Source organism: Sphingobacterium sp. E70 (genome assembly GCF_019285695.1).
Classification (GTDB): domain Bacteria; phylum Bacteroidota; class Bacteroidia; order Sphingobacteriales; family Sphingobacteriaceae; genus Sphingobacterium; species Sphingobacterium detergens.
This window is the reverse complement of record NZ_CP079104.1, coordinates 5,920,220-5,935,393: the sequence shown is the minus strand read 5'-3', so window position 1 is coordinate 5,935,393 and position 15,174 is coordinate 5,920,220. Positions and strand designations below refer to the sequence as shown.

27 protein-coding genes and 3 pseudogenes are annotated in these 15,174 nt (G+C 41.6%); 20 read left to right on the top strand and 10 right to left on the bottom strand.

Annotated features, from left to right (window positions below):
* Window positions 1–414: 414 nt before the first annotated feature.
* From KUH03_RS42430 to KUH03_RS42405, 6 genes are all read left to right on the top strand, one after another.
* A complete protein-coding gene (locus KUH03_RS42430) occupies window positions 415–600 on the top strand; it encodes a hypothetical protein (protein WP_257090605.1) in 186 nt (61 codons plus the stop codon).
* A complete protein-coding gene (locus KUH03_RS42425) occupies window positions 558–893 on the top strand; it encodes an SDR family NAD(P)-dependent oxidoreductase (protein WP_257090604.1) in 336 nt (111 codons plus the stop codon). The genes KUH03_RS42430 and KUH03_RS42425 overlap by 43 nt, the downstream gene beginning before the upstream one ends.
* A gap of 124 nt (window positions 894–1,017) precedes the next feature.
* Window positions 1,018–1,185 carry a hypothetical protein gene (locus KUH03_RS42420; RefSeq protein ID WP_257090603.1) on the top strand — a complete coding sequence of 56 codons (168 nt, stop codon included), beginning with the start codon at window positions 1,018–1,020 and terminating at the stop codon, window positions 1,183–1,185.
* A gap of 5 nt (window positions 1,186–1,190) precedes the next feature.
* The gene (locus tag KUH03_RS42415; RefSeq protein ID WP_257090602.1) at window positions 1,191–1,367 is read left to right on the top strand and encodes a hypothetical protein; all 177 of its coding nucleotides are present in this window, start codon (window positions 1,191–1,193) and stop codon (window positions 1,365–1,367) included.
* A gap of 238 nt (window positions 1,368–1,605) precedes the next feature.
* Window positions 1,606–1,920 (top strand): hypothetical protein, encoded by a 315-nt coding sequence (locus KUH03_RS42410; RefSeq protein ID WP_257090601.1) that lies wholly within the window; start codon window positions 1,606–1,608, stop codon window positions 1,918–1,920.
* Window positions 1,917–2,252: an AraC family transcriptional regulator gene (locus tag KUH03_RS42405; protein WP_257090600.1), complete on the top strand. Its 336-nt coding sequence runs from the start codon at window positions 1,917–1,919 to the stop codon at window positions 2,250–2,252. The genes KUH03_RS42410 and KUH03_RS42405 overlap by 4 nt, the downstream gene beginning before the upstream one ends.
* A 159-nt stretch (window positions 2,253–2,411) precedes the next feature.
* Here KUH03_RS42405 and KUH03_RS42400 read toward each other — a convergent pair whose 3' ends face one another.
* Window positions 2,412–3,344 carry an Rpn family recombination-promoting nuclease/putative transposase gene (locus KUH03_RS42400; RefSeq protein ID WP_257090599.1) on the bottom strand — a complete coding sequence of 311 codons (933 nt, stop codon included), beginning with the start codon at window positions 3,342–3,344 and terminating at the stop codon, window positions 2,412–2,414.
* A 216-nt stretch (window positions 3,345–3,560) separates the two neighbouring features.
* Here KUH03_RS42400 and KUH03_RS50045 point away from each other — a divergent pair.
* The 3 genes and pseudogenes from KUH03_RS50045 (at window position 3,561) to KUH03_RS42380 (ending at window position 5,524) form a co-directional block, all read left to right on the top strand.
* Window positions 3,561–4,552 (top strand): annotated as a pseudogene (locus KUH03_RS50045) (aldo/keto reductase).
* A gap of 79 nt (window positions 4,553–4,631) precedes the next feature.
* Entirely contained in the window at window positions 4,632–4,871 is a 240-nt protein-coding gene (locus tag KUH03_RS42385; RefSeq protein WP_257090596.1) for a hypothetical protein, read from the top strand.
* The gene (locus KUH03_RS42380; RefSeq protein WP_257090595.1) at window positions 4,871–5,524 is read left to right on the top strand and encodes an AraC family transcriptional regulator; all 654 of its coding nucleotides are present in this window, start codon (window positions 4,871–4,873) and stop codon (window positions 5,522–5,524) included. The genes KUH03_RS42385 and KUH03_RS42380 overlap by 1 nt, the downstream gene beginning before the upstream one ends.
* A 454-nt stretch (window positions 5,525–5,978) precedes the next feature.
* On the opposite strand, the gene KUH03_RS42375 is transcribed toward KUH03_RS42380, so the two are convergent.
* The gene (locus KUH03_RS42375) at window positions 5,979–6,287 is read right to left on the bottom strand and encodes a hypothetical protein (protein WP_257090594.1); all 309 of its coding nucleotides are present in this window, start codon (window positions 6,285–6,287) and stop codon (window positions 5,979–5,981) included.
* A 64-nt stretch (window positions 6,288–6,351) separates the two neighbouring features.
* On the opposite strand from KUH03_RS42375, the gene KUH03_RS42370 reads away from it, so the two are divergent.
* The 7 genes and pseudogenes from KUH03_RS42370 to KUH03_RS42340 all read left to right on the top strand — a co-directional run bounded on the left by KUH03_RS42370 (window position 6,352) and on the right by KUH03_RS42340 (window position 8,001).
* Window positions 6,352–6,567 (top strand): hypothetical protein, encoded by a 216-nt coding sequence (locus KUH03_RS42370; RefSeq protein ID WP_257090593.1) that lies wholly within the window; start codon window positions 6,352–6,354, stop codon window positions 6,565–6,567.
* Window positions 6,568–6,738: 171 nt separating this feature from the next.
* Window positions 6,739–6,909, top strand: a complete 171-nt coding sequence (locus KUH03_RS42365) for a hypothetical protein (protein ID WP_257098101.1) — start codon at window positions 6,739–6,741, stop codon at window positions 6,907–6,909.
* Window positions 6,873–6,959: pseudogene (locus KUH03_RS42360) on the top strand (hypothetical protein); the annotation flags it as partial. The gene KUH03_RS42365 and the pseudogene KUH03_RS42360, both read left to right, overlap by 37 nt.
* Before the next feature lie 9 nt (window positions 6,960–6,968).
* A complete protein-coding gene (locus KUH03_RS42355) occupies window positions 6,969–7,169 on the top strand; it encodes a hypothetical protein (protein ID WP_257098099.1) in 201 nt (66 codons plus the stop codon).
* Between the two features lie 163 nt (window positions 7,170–7,332).
* A complete protein-coding gene (locus KUH03_RS42350; protein ID WP_257090592.1) occupies window positions 7,333–7,500 on the top strand; it encodes a hypothetical protein in 168 nt (55 codons plus the stop codon).
* Window positions 7,464–7,691 (top strand): GNAT family N-acetyltransferase, encoded by a 228-nt coding sequence (locus KUH03_RS42345; RefSeq protein ID WP_257090591.1) that lies wholly within the window; start codon window positions 7,464–7,466, stop codon window positions 7,689–7,691. Before KUH03_RS42350 ends, KUH03_RS42345 begins: the two co-directional genes overlap by 37 nt.
* A 160-nt stretch (window positions 7,692–7,851) precedes the next feature.
* On the top strand, window positions 7,852–8,001 hold the full coding sequence (locus KUH03_RS42340; RefSeq protein ID WP_257090590.1) for a hypothetical protein: 150 nt from the start codon (window positions 7,852–7,854) through the stop codon (window positions 7,999–8,001).
* Window positions 8,002–8,207: 206 nt separating this feature from the next.
* On the opposite strand, the pseudogene KUH03_RS42335 reads toward KUH03_RS42340, so the two are convergent.
* The 6 genes and pseudogenes from KUH03_RS42335 to KUH03_RS42310 form a co-directional block, all read right to left on the bottom strand.
* A pseudogene (locus KUH03_RS42335) lies at window positions 8,208–9,163 on the bottom strand (Rpn family recombination-promoting nuclease/putative transposase).
* A 164-nt stretch (window positions 9,164–9,327) separates the two neighbouring features.
* Window positions 9,328–9,501, bottom strand: coding sequence for a hypothetical protein (locus tag KUH03_RS42330; RefSeq protein ID WP_257090589.1), 174 nt, complete (start codon window positions 9,499–9,501; stop codon window positions 9,328–9,330).
* 42 nt (window positions 9,502–9,543) lie between these two features.
* On the bottom strand, window positions 9,544–9,771 hold the full coding sequence (locus KUH03_RS42325) for a hypothetical protein (protein ID WP_257090588.1): 228 nt from the start codon (window positions 9,769–9,771) through the stop codon (window positions 9,544–9,546).
* A gap of 321 nt (window positions 9,772–10,092) precedes the next feature.
* Complete coding sequence (locus KUH03_RS42320) at window positions 10,093–10,497, bottom strand: DUF5675 family protein (RefSeq protein ID WP_257090587.1); 405 nt, start codon at window positions 10,495–10,497, stop codon at window positions 10,093–10,095.
* A 9-nt stretch (window positions 10,498–10,506) separates the two neighbouring features.
* Window positions 10,507–10,707 carry a hypothetical protein gene (locus KUH03_RS42315; RefSeq protein ID WP_257090586.1) on the bottom strand — a complete coding sequence of 67 codons (201 nt, stop codon included), beginning with the start codon at window positions 10,705–10,707 and terminating at the stop codon, window positions 10,507–10,509.
* 113 nt (window positions 10,708–10,820) lie between these two features.
* The gene (locus tag KUH03_RS42310) at window positions 10,821–11,171 is read right to left on the bottom strand and encodes a hypothetical protein (protein ID WP_257090585.1); all 351 of its coding nucleotides are present in this window, start codon (window positions 11,169–11,171) and stop codon (window positions 10,821–10,823) included.
* 711 nt (window positions 11,172–11,882) lie between these two features.
* Here KUH03_RS42310 and KUH03_RS42305 point away from each other — a divergent pair.
* Window positions 11,883–12,056 carry a hypothetical protein gene (locus KUH03_RS42305; protein ID WP_257090584.1) on the top strand — a complete coding sequence of 58 codons (174 nt, stop codon included), beginning with the start codon at window positions 11,883–11,885 and terminating at the stop codon, window positions 12,054–12,056.
* A 36-nt stretch (window positions 12,057–12,092) separates the two neighbouring features.
* Here the strand turns inward: KUH03_RS42305 and KUH03_RS42300 are convergent, their stop codons facing one another.
* Entirely contained in the window at window positions 12,093–12,575 is a 483-nt protein-coding gene (locus KUH03_RS42300) for a hypothetical protein (protein WP_257090583.1), read from the bottom strand.
* 10 nt (window positions 12,576–12,585) lie between these two features.
* Complete coding sequence (locus KUH03_RS42295; protein WP_257090582.1) at window positions 12,586–12,993, bottom strand: hypothetical protein; 408 nt, start codon at window positions 12,991–12,993, stop codon at window positions 12,586–12,588.
* A gap of 482 nt (window positions 12,994–13,475) precedes the next feature.
* Here KUH03_RS42295 and KUH03_RS42290 point away from each other — a divergent pair, with 482 nt between their 5' ends.
* The 3 genes from KUH03_RS42290 (at window position 13,476) to KUH03_RS42280 (ending at window position 15,128) form a co-directional block, all read left to right on the top strand.
* Complete coding sequence (locus KUH03_RS42290) at window positions 13,476–13,907, top strand: hypothetical protein (protein ID WP_257090581.1); 432 nt, start codon at window positions 13,476–13,478, stop codon at window positions 13,905–13,907.
* Window positions 13,908–14,000: 93 nt separating this feature from the next.
* The gene (locus KUH03_RS42285) at window positions 14,001–14,318 is read left to right on the top strand and encodes a hypothetical protein (protein ID WP_257090580.1); all 318 of its coding nucleotides are present in this window, start codon (window positions 14,001–14,003) and stop codon (window positions 14,316–14,318) included.
* Window positions 14,319–14,903: 585 nt separating this feature from the next.
* Complete coding sequence (locus KUH03_RS42280; protein ID WP_257090579.1) at window positions 14,904–15,128, top strand: hypothetical protein; 225 nt, start codon at window positions 14,904–14,906, stop codon at window positions 15,126–15,128.
* Window positions 15,129–15,174 lie beyond the last annotated feature (46 nt).

The following is a 15,174-nucleotide window of genomic DNA, read 5'->3' as shown; positions in this document are numbered from 1 at the left end:
AGCCTTTTTGCGGCCTTGCAACGCACCCTCAAAAAGATCCCCGATTTACGCGATACGTTAAGAAGTGGAAATAAAACCCATTTTTACCTGCCGACATCAAAAAGTATCATTCCACAAAACGCGCATAGCCGGCTTATAGAAATGCCCTGGGAAGAACATTGCATCAGCAAAGACCTGGTCTACCGGCAAGAATAATTCCTATTAAGTGTGGTACACCATAGTTGCTCCCAAATAGCTACACCTTACGTTGCCAGAATGAGGATTATCCTAACCAAAACAAAGAAAAACGAACTACTGGTATTGTTATAAAATCACCTGCCCTTTTGAACAAAGCTAATTAGGACTTTTGAACAAAACGGCGCATGTTAATCCGTCCTAATTTTGTCTCAGTAATAACAATTAAATATGTTCAAAATGGAAAAGAATAATTATCAGGAGTTCAACAACAACCTATCGGTTCGGGCTTCAATGCAAAATCAACAGCCAATGATGTCATTCAAAACATCGATCTTACCGGGAAAATCGCTATTGTCACTGGCGGCAACACAGGAATTGGGTTGGAAACCACCAAAGTTCTCGCCGCAGCTGGAGCTACAGTAATCATACCTGCGCGCGATATTGAAAAGGCAAAGAAGAATCTGCAAGGAATTAGAAATGTCGAAATTGTCGCAATGGATTTAATGTCTCCCACATCTATTGATGCTTTCGCGGAAAACTTTATCGCGTCAGGAAGGCCATTACATTTACTGATCAACAATGCAGGTATTATGTGGGTACCACTTCGCAGAGATGCACGGGGTATAGAATCCCAGCTGGCGACCAACTATTTAGCCCTATTCCAGCTCAGCGCCAGATTATGGCCGTCACTAAAAAAGCCAATGGAGCACGCGTGATTAATGTTTCTTCCCACGGTCATCATTTTGCGCCTTTTAATTTCGATGATCCCCATTTCCTCCACAGCGCATATGAAACGTTACAGGGGTATGGACAATCGAAGACCGCTGTCAATCTTTTTCAATGGAACTGGATGTGCGGGGACAATCTTCCAATATCAGAAGCTATGCCGTTCATCCAGGTTCTATTGGTGGAACTGAATTAGGCAGAGAAGCTCCACTGGAACTATTTCAAAAAATGGGTTTTGTGGATGCACAGGGTAACATGCTCCCGAAGTTGCTGCATCGCTAAAGACGGTGCCACAAGGAGCAGCTACAACAGTATGGTGTGCTACAAGCCCTTTATTGGAGCATATTGGAGGGGTCTATTGTGAGGATGGGGACATTGCAGTACTATCATCAGATATGACCGATCAAAAGGCGTACATCCTTATTCACTTGATGAAACCAATGCGAAGAAACTATGGAAACTGACAGAAGAGATGACGGGTATTCGCTTCAATCCGTAAATCAGCTTACCACTGGGGCGGGATCTGCATTTTGCCCCAATTTAACAATGAACTTTTAAACAAAGTAAATGCGGTTATTTCTTATCTTTAGATTATTGATTTCTCAAAAAAAAAAAAGCAAAAGTCATGGAATACCAAGCCCGATACATTACCGAAGATATAAAGCTTTCGAGCTACGAAGACAAGTTTTCAAATCAGATATTATGTTTGACCAGCATATGCTGGTCTGGTTTCTTTCCGGAGAAACCAAGATTGTACAGGCTGATGCTACCTATATCTGTGGAAAAGGGGATATTTTTCTAATTCCCAGAAATCAGTTGGCGACTATTATTAATTATCCTAAAGACGGTGAACCTCATAAAACTGTTGTCATGCATTTATCATTAGAAACATTAACGGATTTTTATGCAGGCAAGCATATAAATCCCCAACCCAAAAATTCACCGAAGATTTTTGTTTCAATAATCACCCGCTCCTGGAAAGTTGCCTGGCATCGCTTATTCCCTATTTCGACATGAAAGACATTCCTGCAGATATTGCCTCCATTAAAATTACCGAAGCCATCAGTATTCTCCGAACGCTGAACCAAGAGATCGATGATGTGCTTGCTAATTTTGAAGAGCCCGGAAAAATCAACCTTGTCGATTATATGGAAAAGAATTTTATGTTCAATCTTCCACTGGAAAAATTTGGTTACCTCACCGGCAGAAGTCTGACAACCTTTAAGCGGGACTTTAAAAAGGCTTTCACCATGACTCCACAACGCTGGTTAACACATAAACGTTTGGAACTTGCCTACTATCAGCTTACAGAAAAGAAAAAAAGCCCTTGGAAGTCTGTTATGAGGTAGGATTTGAAAACCTCTCCCATTTTTCATTTGCTTTCAAAAAGCAATTTGGATTGGCTCCAAGTCGTTTGGTCGATCCCTATCCTAGTTTCAGGCGTTCTTCCTGCAGGTCCAAAAGATACAATTGCCTACGAATAGGGTCTTCGTTTATATTGGGAATACTTACTTTTTGTCTCTGGCTAGATCAGCCCGTACTTTCTGTACAAAATCAAGCGAAACCCCAGCAACACGCACGATAACATCATCGGTAAGCTTAAGCTCATGAATCAAATTTTCCACTACCTCATAGCTTTTCTCCTCAGCACCTCGTTCTATTCCTTGCTCGATACCTGTTTCGAGGCTTTTCTGAATAGCCTCGTTAAGCTGTTGCTCCTGATATTGGCGCACTGCTTCAGCATCCCATTTACGTTTTAGACTTACATCATACATTGCTCGTTCCTCCTTATTCAACTTTGCGTACTCCGCTATTTTAAATAATTTTTCAAATATAGTCTTCTTCAGATAGACCGGAATCTTGTTTAGCTTTGACATATTACGTAAAACATAAAGCCAACGATCAAGATCATTTTCTAATTCCGCCTCTACTTTTGTAAAGTTACGCAATTGAACGTAAATAAACCCCAACTCTTCATAAAAAACTCGACCTGTCTCCCTGTTACACAAACAGATATCGTGAAGGACAGCGCTGGATTCTTCTGCATGTGAAAAAGTAAATCCATCCATGAGTACCACAATGTATACTTCGCTTATCGCATAATTCCACGCTCGCCGCTTTCCTTTGGGAGCCTGATCTGCAATCAATTTACTGCTATAGTAAAGCATGCGTTTTTTTAAATTTATCTGTGCCGTACGCTGTACTTCAATCACAAACTTCTCTCCATTATCAGCGGTACAGATCAGGTCAAAGATCACGGTACCGATCTCCTCGCTATCCCCAACATGTTCGTTCTTTTCGTACAATAAATCGACAATAGATTTCCGTCCACGGAATAACCCATTCAATAATGAAATCAATAAATCCTTATTGGGTTCGGATCCAAAAATGCGCTTAAATGCATAGTCTGAAACTAGATCTATATAAACTGGCTCGCTCATAGATACAATAATTGGTTGTTAGGAGTAAATATCGGAAAAACAATTCAATAAAACTAATATTTTTAGTAAAATTAAGTATAACAGAATGTAGCCAGTAAATACTTTTTAATCACCTAATTTTTTTACGATCCGTAATTCGGTTACAAGATTCCGTAATTGGGGTAAGCAGCTGACAGGCCATCCTTCGTAATTTTGGGTAACAAAAATAAGAAGCAGATGAAAACAAGAAAATTAGGCCAGCAGGGGCTCGAGATTCCAATAATAGGCTTAGGCTGCATGGGGATGAGCAGTTTTGCCTCCACAGGCGATATCTACGGCAAGGCAGACGAACAAGAATCCATTGCCACCATCCACCGGTCATTGGAACTGGGTGGCAATTTTTTGGATACGGCCGATCTCTATGGACCTTTTGAAAACGAAAGGCTGATCTCCAGAGCTATACGCGGCAAACGAAACAAATTTATCCTAGCCAGCAAATTCGGCTTTGAGATTGATGATAATGATCAGGTGACCTGGCGCATCAACGGTCGGCCGGAGTATATCCAAAAGTCTATCGAGCGCTCGCTGAAAAATCTCGATACCGATGTAATTGACCTCTATTATATGCACCGCCCAGACCCCAATGTGCCGATTGAGGAAACCGTGGGTGCAATGGCCGAGCTGGTTACAGCGGGCAAGGTCAGGTACCTGGGTATTTCCGAAGTCAGTGCCGAGCAAATCCAAAAGCACACGCGACCTTCCCGATCACGGCTGTGCAGAATGAGATCTCCTTATTTGGACGTGAGGTGGAGACCAATGGTATATACGACCTGACAAATGAGCTTGGTATAGGACTGGTCGCCTACTCCCCTTTGGGCCGTGGATTTATCACGGGTGAGATCAAGTCGGCGGACGATATCCCCGAAGGTGATTTCCGTAGGCTTATCCCCGGTTTCAGGGCGAACAGTTTTATAAAAACCTGGATCTGGTGCGGGAACTTGAACAAATTGGAAAAGAGAAAGAAGTTACTCCTCACAGCTGGCCCTTGCCTGGCTGATCCAAAAGGAATCGTGCCGATACCGGGTACAAAAAGAGTGCGCTATGTGGAGCAGAATATTGCTGCGACTGACATCCTATTGACAGCCGAAGAGTTGCAGCGCATTGAGGCTATTCTGCCGGTTGGACTGGATACCGGTTCCCGGGATGTAAGTATGCCCTTGCAGCCCTAGAAAATATTAAATGCCATGCTTGCAGCAAGCGCATGGCATTTTCCTTAAATTCGTTTATTATTTAACAGGTATTAATAGCATGTCAAAGAAAGAATCAGTATTGATCAGGATCAATAACATCACTGACTATCATGAAGCATTGCAGCTCCCCAAACCCCAGCATCCGCTTTTTAGCATCACGGATTTTTCAAAAACAAACATACACATCCTGCGGTCGAGACGACCTTTCAGCTCAATTTATACTGCATTTCTGTCAAAGAAGATGCGCAATGCGTATTGCGATATGGGCCACATCAATATGACTTCAGGGAAGGCCTGATGACCTTCTTTAAACCCGGCCAGACCATAAGCGTTGATCCGACGACCGTCCATGCCGAAGTAGGCTATTCCCTAGTTTTTCATCCCGACTTTATCCGCAGCTATGACCTGGCAAACAAAATCGGCAGCTACAGTTTTTTTGACTATGAAGTCAACGAAGCGCTTTTTCTGTCCGACCGGGAAAAAGAGCAGATCCGAAATATTGGGAAAGGGATCATAAGCGAGTATGAAAATACGATTGACAGCTATAGCCAGGATGCTATTGTCAGTTTCATTGATCTGTTGCTGGTTTATTCGCAGCGGTTTTATAACCGGCAGTTTATTACACGTAAGGTACACAATGTCCCTTTGGTCATTCGGTTCGAACAATTATTGGATCACTATTTTAATGACGAAACCGAACGCAACGGTTTACCACAGGTAGGGTATTTTGCCGAACGGCTCCACATGTCGAAAAACTATTTAAGCGATTTATTACGTTCACAGACCGGTGACAGCGCACAGAACCATATCCAACATAAGCTCATTGAAAAAGCGAAAGATCTACTGTCCGGATCCGAACTTTCCGTTGCCGAGATTGCCTATCAACTGGGTTTTGAACAGCCGCAGTCACTCAATCGTTTATTCAAAGAAAACAGCGGTCTCACCGCTTGAATTTAGAAGAAGGATGAATTTTAACAAGCTTTAACTTTGCTGCAGTCATCTTTGAAATTTTAGCGCGTACATTTTTTACATTGTTCTATTGCGCAAGACCGAAAGGCAGTGTTTTTCGGTCGTAAGCGTGGCAAGCTCCAACAAATTGATGTAGAATGATTAATTGCGTGCGGGGTGCGTTGGCGCGGGATAATCCCTGTCGACATGCATCTGATTAATCAAAATCTCATTGATCAGGTGGCGCATTGGCTTGTCATTAACCGCAATTTTTACAATTTTGTTTTTGTAATAGATATCACCTTCAAATTCGCTTTGGATTTTCTCCGCGAAAGCAGGCGATATCGATTTGTAGTTAAGTACAATTTCGGTTTCCTTTTCTGCTATTTTTTTAACGTCAAGGTCCAGATTACGCCATACTCCGGAGAGAAAAAGATTTTTCTCGGCGGTGGCACTTTTAATTTTTATCCTTTAACGTGTAAGTATACAGCATATGAATACTTGGCTTGGAAACATCTTTTGCTGCTGCCGCGACCAATTTATTATACTCTTTTTCGTTATCCACAACCGTTTCAATGCTTATCCCCTGCTCCTCGATTTCAAAGCTGGCAGTCGAATCTGTACTTCCCAGGGTTGTGATTTTCATTTTGCTGTTGACAGACTGGCCGGACATGTCTGGAATGGATTCTTTTACACGTTCAAAGCTCGCACCCAAACGTTGCGGAACCAATTTAGCTGTCAGCGTTTGGGCAGGCAGACTGCCCACTGCAGCAATAAAAAGAAGCATTATACAAGAAAATTTTCTCATCATCATTATTTTTAATTCGTCATTGAGCACTTTCGGTCATTCTATTTTTTCTAAATTTACTGGTTTTATGGCAACTATCTTCTGCTATCTACTATTTGACAGCAATCATTTACAATTCGCTGGATTTTCAAGCATTTCCGAAACAATCGCGCATAAAGATATCTTAACTGCTGCCGGCAGCTCAGGTGCCGAAGTCTTACAACATTTAAGCGTCACTTCAAAAAGGCTTTTACCATGACTCCACAACCCATATATTCAACGTTGCCAAAGTATTTCAATTGGTTTAGCAATCCTCCAGCTTATTCGCATTTCGAGATGAATAAAATTGAACCTTAATAAGGAAAAAAGATTTGGAGTAAATATTTTTTTATACATTTGCATAACTGGTTATGTAATTAATTATATTGTTATGGACATATTTGAAAAAACAGGTAAAATGGCATTAGGTAGTAGGCTGCGCTTTATGGCTTCACAGATTACCGAAGAAGCAGTCAAGATTTATGAACTGTACGATGTAGATTTTTCACCAAAATGGTTTCCTGTATTTTTGTACTGTCAGAAGACGGAACAAAGACGATAACGGAAATAGCGAACGAAATAGGACATTCTCAACCGTCTGTTACAAAAATCATTAAAGAAATGGCTTTAGCCGGATTAGTTATAGACAATATTAAGTCCAATGACAAACGCAGGAATGTAACGGGGCTGACCGAAAAGGGAATAAAGCTTTCTGAAAAAAAAAAAGTACAAATTGGCGATGTTGATCATGCAATCGATGAAATTATCAAGGAGGCTACGCACAACCTTTGGGAAGCACTGGCTGAGTGGGAATTTTACTAGATCAAAAACCTTTACTGAAAAGAGTACAGGAACAAAAAAACTCCGTGAAAGTAAGGATGTACAAATCGTACCCTACGAGCCCAAATACAAACCCGCTTTTAAAGCGTTAAATGAAGAATGGATATCCACTTACTTTGAAATGGAGGAAGCCGACTATAAAGCATTGGATAATCCTGAAGATTATATCTTGGCAAAGGGAGGAAAAATATTTGTAGCATTATACAACAGCGAACCACTTGGCGTTTGTGCACTAATGAAAATGGATGACCCTAACTATGATTTTGAGCTTGCAAAATGGCTGTTTCACCAAAAGCTCAAGGCAAAAATATAGGCTGGTTACTTGGACAGGCTGCTATATATTCAGCCAAAGATCTGGGAGCATCAAAAATATATCTTGAAAGCAATACTATTTTAAAACCAGCCATTAATTTGTATTACAAGTTAGGTTTTAACAAAATAGTAGGACATTCAACTCCTTATAAACGTTGCAATATTCAAATGGAATTGCAATTAAAAGATTAAAAATGTGTGATAAAAAACAGGTTAGCATTATCTACGGATTATGGCTATATTAGAAACAAATCCAATGTGGACTAAACAATAGTAAAGATATGAGTATAGCTAATTTTGACGAAATCATTCGCCGCAGTATGGAAATTAGAAAAAATATCGCGAACTGGAATTGCTGCACCATGGAAGTGAATGGACTGTGGAGGAGGACGCGCTGGCTTATTTAACGGATGCTGGTTTAGTAGGCAGAAACGTTATGTCGCAACAACAACGTTGGCCGAAAGCCGGTTCTGAAGCGGAATTGGAACATAAACTTGGCTAAAACATTTGGTGGCTAATTGTCTTGGCGGAAAGATCTGGAATTGATATTAGGGCGGCGGTTGATCGATTTTTAACCAAAACGGAGGCCGTTTTAAAATAAGTATGTAATTCCACAAAATCGCCCCTATCCTAGTTTAAGGCGTTCTTCCTGCAGGTCCAAAAGATACAATTGTCTACGAATAGGGTCTTCGTCTATATTGGGAATAATTACTTTCTGTCTCTGGCTAGATCAGCCCGTACTTTCTTTACAAAATCAAGCGAAACTTCAGCAACACGCACGATAATATCATCGGTAAGCTTAAGTTCATTAATCAAATTCTCCACTACCTCATAGCTTTTCGCCTCAGCACCCCTCTCAATTCCTTCTTTAATCCCTTTCTCAAGACCTTGTTCGATACCTGTTTCGAGGCCTTTCTGAATAGCCTCGCTAAGCTGTTGCTCCTGATATTGGCGCACCGCTTCTGCATCCCATTTACGTTTTAGACTTACATCATACATTGCTCGTTCCTCCTTATTCAACTTTGCGTATTCCGCTATTTTAAATAATTTTTCAAATATAGTCTTCTTCAGATAGACCGGGATCTTGTTCAGCTTTGACATATTACGTAAAACATAAAGCCAACGATCAAGATCATTTTCTAATTCCGCCTCTACTTTTGTAAAGTTACGCAATTGAACGTAAATAAACCCCAACTCTTCATAAAAACTCGACCTGTCTCCCTGTTACACAAACAGATATCATGAAGAACAGCGCTGGATTCTTCTGCTTGTGAAAAAGTAAATCCATCCATAAGTACCATGATGTATACTTCGGTGATCGCATAATTCCACGCTCGCCGTTTTCCTTTGGGAGCCTGATCGGCAATCAACTTACTGCTGTAGTAAAGCATGCGTTTTTTCAAATTTATCTGTGCAGTACGCTGTACTTCAATCACAAACTTCTCTCCATTATCAGCGGTACAGATCAGGTCAAAAATCACGGTACCGATCTCCTCGCTATCCCCAACATGTTCGTTCTTTTCGTACAATAAATCGACAATAGATTTCCGTCCACGGAATAACCCATTCAATAGTGAAATCAATAAATCCTTATTGGGTTCTGACCCAAAAATGCGCTTAAATGCATAGTCTGAAACTAGATCTATATAAACTGGCTCGCTCATAGATACAATAATTGGTTGTTGTATGTAAATATCGCAAAAACAATTCAATAAAACTAATATTTTTAGCAAAACCAAGTGTAACACTTTTTGAATTCGTTCCAAAGTTAAATCCCCAACCTTACAAAATGCATAAGGCGCACCATTTGGGTGCGCCTTGTCATCCATTATGGACGTCTTCGCTTACTATAGCGTCCCAGTAAACGACTGGTTACAAAACTGACCAGTGTACCCAAAGCAGCCGTAAGGACAGTCTGCAGTACATCACCGAGGGAAATGCTCGCCCAGATGGAGCAGATTGTTCCACCGATTGTGGAGATACGGAGATCATTCAGCTTCATCGGCTTTGCTCCTTTCCAACGCTTCCTTCGAGCCTTTCTCTGTTATGCCGTGAGCCTCTGGCGGGGGCTCCTCCCGATCAATACTGTCTCCACGATCCCTAGCCCCAAAGCCAGGTATTTTAATACATTCCCCACCTTATCCGGTAGTTTGACAGGCGCCGCCAGCACCAGCTGCAGCACCTGTCCTATTTTGTTAAAGATCTTTTTCATCCTTTTTGCGTTTTTCAATAGACAGGATGAGTGGTTGATAGCATTATATTCCGACTGCAAATTGATGAAGCCGAATGGCGTTAAGAATGAATTCTCGTTTGAACATCGTGAGTTTGAATTCATTCAGCCATTGGGCAATAGCAATTGCACCAAGGAATATAGCGGATGACCAATCATCCTGTCTTTTTCTACCACCAACACACCTTTCGATAAACATGAAGGGCAAAGAATAGAAAATATAGCTTTCTGACTGTCAAGCTTTGACGGAATCTGGCGTAAATATGAATCACTGTCCGAGCGCAGCGAGTTTGATTCATATAGCCAGATAACTAAAAAGATGACACAAAAGAAAGCCATGATCTATTCCCGCCCTTTCAGGTATTATCGAATACTCAAATACACTTCATCACCCATATCCCAGAGGCTATACACCAGCGCTTTGAGCTTAGCTAACGCCTTCCCACTTCCTACACCCTGTCCCTCACCGGTTAGACTGGTGACCGGAGCGATGCAGCCGAGCAATTCGTCCTTGGCATTATTAGCCGCGTGGATCAAGATTCCTTCACGGTTTAACACATGCGGGATACCGATCTGCTCACCATGCCGCTGGTAACGGACCTTCTCCAGTTTGTACTGACCGATCGGAATGCAGCTGATCCGCCTGATGTTATTGCGGTCAGGCAGCTCGATGGTATGGCAGATATGCTCTCCATTGAAGGTGATCGTTCCATTTGTTCCCTCAGCCCCATATTTCCGGAAGAGCTTGAGGATGTGTCTGTTGTTCATGACAGGTTATTATGGAATGTCTACGTCCACGATGGTCATCGCGTTATAAGGGTTGTTCTTGAGTGGATAGAATTCCCCGTTAACCTCCTGATACATCGAAATACCGACAATGATGTATACCACTTTTGCAGCATCTACGACCAATGGTGCCTGTAGTGTCTCCTCGACGTGCACACCAATCAGCGGAATGTAGCCCGATTTGACCATCACCGGACGCGGAGGTACTTCATCCGTGCTCAGCTCGGCAGCGGCCAGTGTAAACAACATGTGCGTCGCCCCGTTCAGCAGCATGACATCATTTTGTGGGTTGAATTCAGGAATGATCAGTGTGGCCTCACCGGCGGTACGGTCATAGGTTGGTTCCAGTTTTCACCCAGCAGCATTTTTAGGCTACTGGCCTGGTTAAACTCAAAGCCCTTGAGCATTGTACTGTTTTCCTCCAGAAAGATACGCTCGCCACGTGCATTTGCCGAATCCGACTTTTGTATCCTGTGGATCAGCGACGTCAGCCTGTTGCGCATCGTATTGTCTGCAAATGTGCGCAGCAGATTGTTCAGCTGAATACGTAGGAGTTTGGCCGTACCTGCGGCAGTACCAAATTCGGCCATATTTTCACGTGTTCGCTGAAAATTGGGATCCGTCTGGATCCGGGCCTTGTCCACACCGCCTTTCATGCGGACTTCATAACCGCGACTGCGGTGTTTGCTAAAAGAAAGGTCCCCGACCTTCCTCTAAACTTGATTAAACTTTCTTGTTTTGCCATGATATTTAAGTTTTGATGACAACACAAAGATGATGGGCATTAAAACCCCCACTGTCCAAAATGACCCGATATGGCCAACATGGCTTAAATAGTCAGTATTAGACTCGGAATGGCAGTATATGGCACTATTTGTCCATCATGGGCTAGTATTTAAGTACTGTTAGTGTACCGCGAGTGTACTGAAAAGGTACCAATACCCTACCAAAAAGGTACTGGAGAGCTACTGAAAAGCTACCAAAGAGTTACAGCAATCCGTAGACTGCGTGTAAGTAAAATGTGTGGGGATGGTAGCCTCCTGTTAATAGCCCCGTAGGATGGTACCGGAGCAATAGCCAAGATCAAAAAGGGGCTGATATTATCGTATGTAATAGATTAACTGGTAAATATCAAAATGTTGTTATACAAATATTTAAAACAAAATATGGATTGAATCGTTTAAAGTAGAATTATTAATTTTTTTCTTAAGGGCTGTCGTTAAAAGTGCGCATCGTGCATCTATCGGCAGAGAGGTATCCAGCTAACAGGAAAATCATGGTACCACCTATGGATTGTCTGTGGCATGACCATATTATGCCCCACAGCACTCCATCAGCCCAGATAAACATGAGCAAAAATATCGACTTTGCATAAATCCAAAGATGTTGCCCTGGTACTCGATCTCAGTCCCAGGCAGGCACAGCGCAAATATCAGCAGGCAAAAGATGCCTATAGAAAGGCCAAGCACCAGCAACTTACCATACATGAATTTGCAGCATATTATGACTTACCCCTAGCGGAAGTTATTGATCGGCTTTAAATTTCTAAAATTGGGGCGCAAGCCCGCCCCTAACTCTTATCTTTCATTTACCAATGCCCATTCTTCCCTTATTTTCAGTAGTCTATCGTAAGCCTCAGCCGGCACTTTCAACTGCTCCTGATCTATGCCAAGTAGCTGCACAATATAATCATTGCCCTCCTTGTATTGGTCTTTTATGGCCAGCTGTTGGATCAATAGCCCCCGACCGGCGCGGAAAAATACATTAGGCCACAATTTTTCAATTTTTGCCAGCGAGTCTATATCAACAGTGCCCTCCCGGCCATCCAGTAAACGTACATCGACCAGCTTGGATCTGGCGGATCCTTCCTTGAGATGGAAATACGCAATCTGAGTTATTCTCACCCATTCATTGACAGCACCTATCATTACCTCAATCTGTTGGCTGACCTCTTTGAGACAAGCCTTCAATCTGTTTTCGTCACTGCTCAAACGATCGTGGTTGGCGCGCAATCGTTGCTTCCGATTTCTTAGCTCATTCAATTCATGCTCATAATTCATCCGAAGCTCATTACTCTTTTTTTTCCTCCGCTCGTATCTGCTCATCTTTCTGCAAAAGCCATTTTTGCATTACTTTTACCCGCTTTTTTTTTATAGTTATTAATCTTTCTTTCCTTTCGAAAGGCATAATAGAACTGAACCATGATAAAGCAGAACATAACCACGACAAAATCCCGCTCAAAATAATCACCTTTTGAAGATCTTGTCCAAATACCACTAAATAGACCTTGTAAACAACTCTTAATGCCACAGCTCCCAAAACCAAAACGAGTAGCGCAAATTGGATCAGATAGCGTATTATTTCATTTTGCCCCAGAAATTTGTACGAGTCAAGTCTGTATATGACGAATGCAACAGGCACTATCGCCATTAGCATTAATATCCAACTAAAAAGAAATATCAAACCATGTTTTTTCATGGTTATACTCGAAAATAAAGATTCTTCAGTCGTGTAAAAAGTGACCATACAAGATGAAATAGCTGCTAATAATAAAATTATCCACAAAGTTCCATACCAGGAGCGAAAGAAAGATTTAAGTGTTATCATAATAGGTTGACAATAAGATTAATCTCTAAGTTAATAATATGTATGATTACTTAAGGTAACGTTTCCTTTACATGCTATCATAGATTTAATTTAAGCCTTCGTAGACTTTGCAAATGCGTTTAAGTAGCATTCAAGCGTGTTTCATACTTATTTCGACGACACCAATTTCGTTTTCGCCGATCTCGGCCTTTGTTTCCTTCGCTTTTTAGTGATTTGGTTTTAGATTCGCTGTTCGATCGAATTATAAAACTAATTTAAATTTTTAACAACGGTGCATACTAGTTGCCTGATGTATAGCATTGGCATGCCGCTATATCTCTTGAGGCCTAGCAATCACCGACAAACTAAGCAGAATGAACAAATACACATTTGATGAGATGGGAGTCAGACAATGGCTCAGACAGTTGTACAGCTCAACCGTCGAACTCCAGATGATGGAGCAAAAGCTGATCCTGCTCTGCCTACGCAGCTGGCTTATGTCTCGCTTTGAACTTTCGGAGAGCCAGGTTGAGTATCTGATATCGCTGTCATCAGACTTCAAAAACAATCTTGCCCAAGAGATCGCCTTTGCCATCAACAACCAGGCAGACATCACTTTGGAAAAGCAGACCAATGAAAAAGCTGCCAGTACCCTCTCCCGAGATTCGGTCAAGGTGACGGAGTATGAGTCAAACAAGATCCAGTCAGATACACTTGAGATACCCGTAGAATCTAAAGCAAATGACATCTTCAGTCGCCGTTTAGAGGGGCATTTGATCGTCAGGATTTACTATACACTTCTTTAGGTGATCTAAAATAATTCAACAAAACGCCATGGGCCATATCTCTCTCATGGCGTTTTTTTTTTTCATGAACTATTCATTTACAACATATTAAAAGTGAATCGCTTTATCAAACATTTAAATGCACATTTCAATGTAGAAGATCCCTGTCGCCATGCACTGATCCAACATACTAAAGTACGTCAAGGTAAGCGCGGGCAGATCTATTGCCGGGAGGACGAGAGCCGTCCCTATTGGTGCTATGTGCTCGAGGGTATGGTGGGCGCATATGAGCTTCAACTCAGAAAGCCGTATCTCCACTGGATCGCCACGGAAGGGCATTACTTTACAGGCACCAAGCACGAGTATAGTTTTAACAGCCAGGATCTGAATATCCAGTTTCTCAAAAGAGTAAAATTGCCTGTATACCCCTAACAGTTTTGCAGGAGCTGCAAGACCGGTATCCAAGCATGCATCACTTTGTGAGTATCATGCGGCAGCGGAAATCAGATTTTTTCAATAAAAGGGACTTATTATGGCCCAAGATGCCATGGCCAGATATGCAAAATTCAAGGAGCTAATGCCTGTGCTGTTGCATAGTCTGAACAATAAATTGCTGAGCCAATTTTTGTACATAGATCCAAAGACAATATATGAAAGCAAAAGAAATCAATAAAAGTTGAAATACTACCGTCAGACCCGATTTTTCGATTTTTAATGTCCCCTCCTTTGTAATAGACAAACGGATAATGCTAACAAAAATAAAAATAGGATGATGAATGATATAGAAAAAGGTATTAAAAGATACCGTCGCAAGTTTGCAGTCTTTCCCTCCATGGGTAAGGGAATAAAGACCACTTTAGTAATAAAAGCCTCCACAGTATGGAAGCTTTTATGTGGCCATCCTGTTATAAACAAGATGATCAATTATAACCCTTATGAATATACGGAATATTCATATAACAAAATTAGGAACTTTAAATTTTATGGCTTTTAAATCATGTAAAAGCCGACATAATCATGAGTTGGTTCAGTTTTACGGGTTCAGACCCATCACAACCATCGCACTATACATTGGCCGGAGAAACTCCGCCATCATGTGCAACTCCTACCGAACAGATGTGTGCTCTTCAGGCAACAAATTCTGCAGGTTCACCAGTTATCACTGATGCATTGAAAAATGAAATCATTAATTCATTGCAAAATCAGGTAAACGGTACAAATGTGCGATTAAAATCGCGATAGGAATATTGTTAAGACATCAGCGTTCGCTAACTAAGTAATAGGGTAT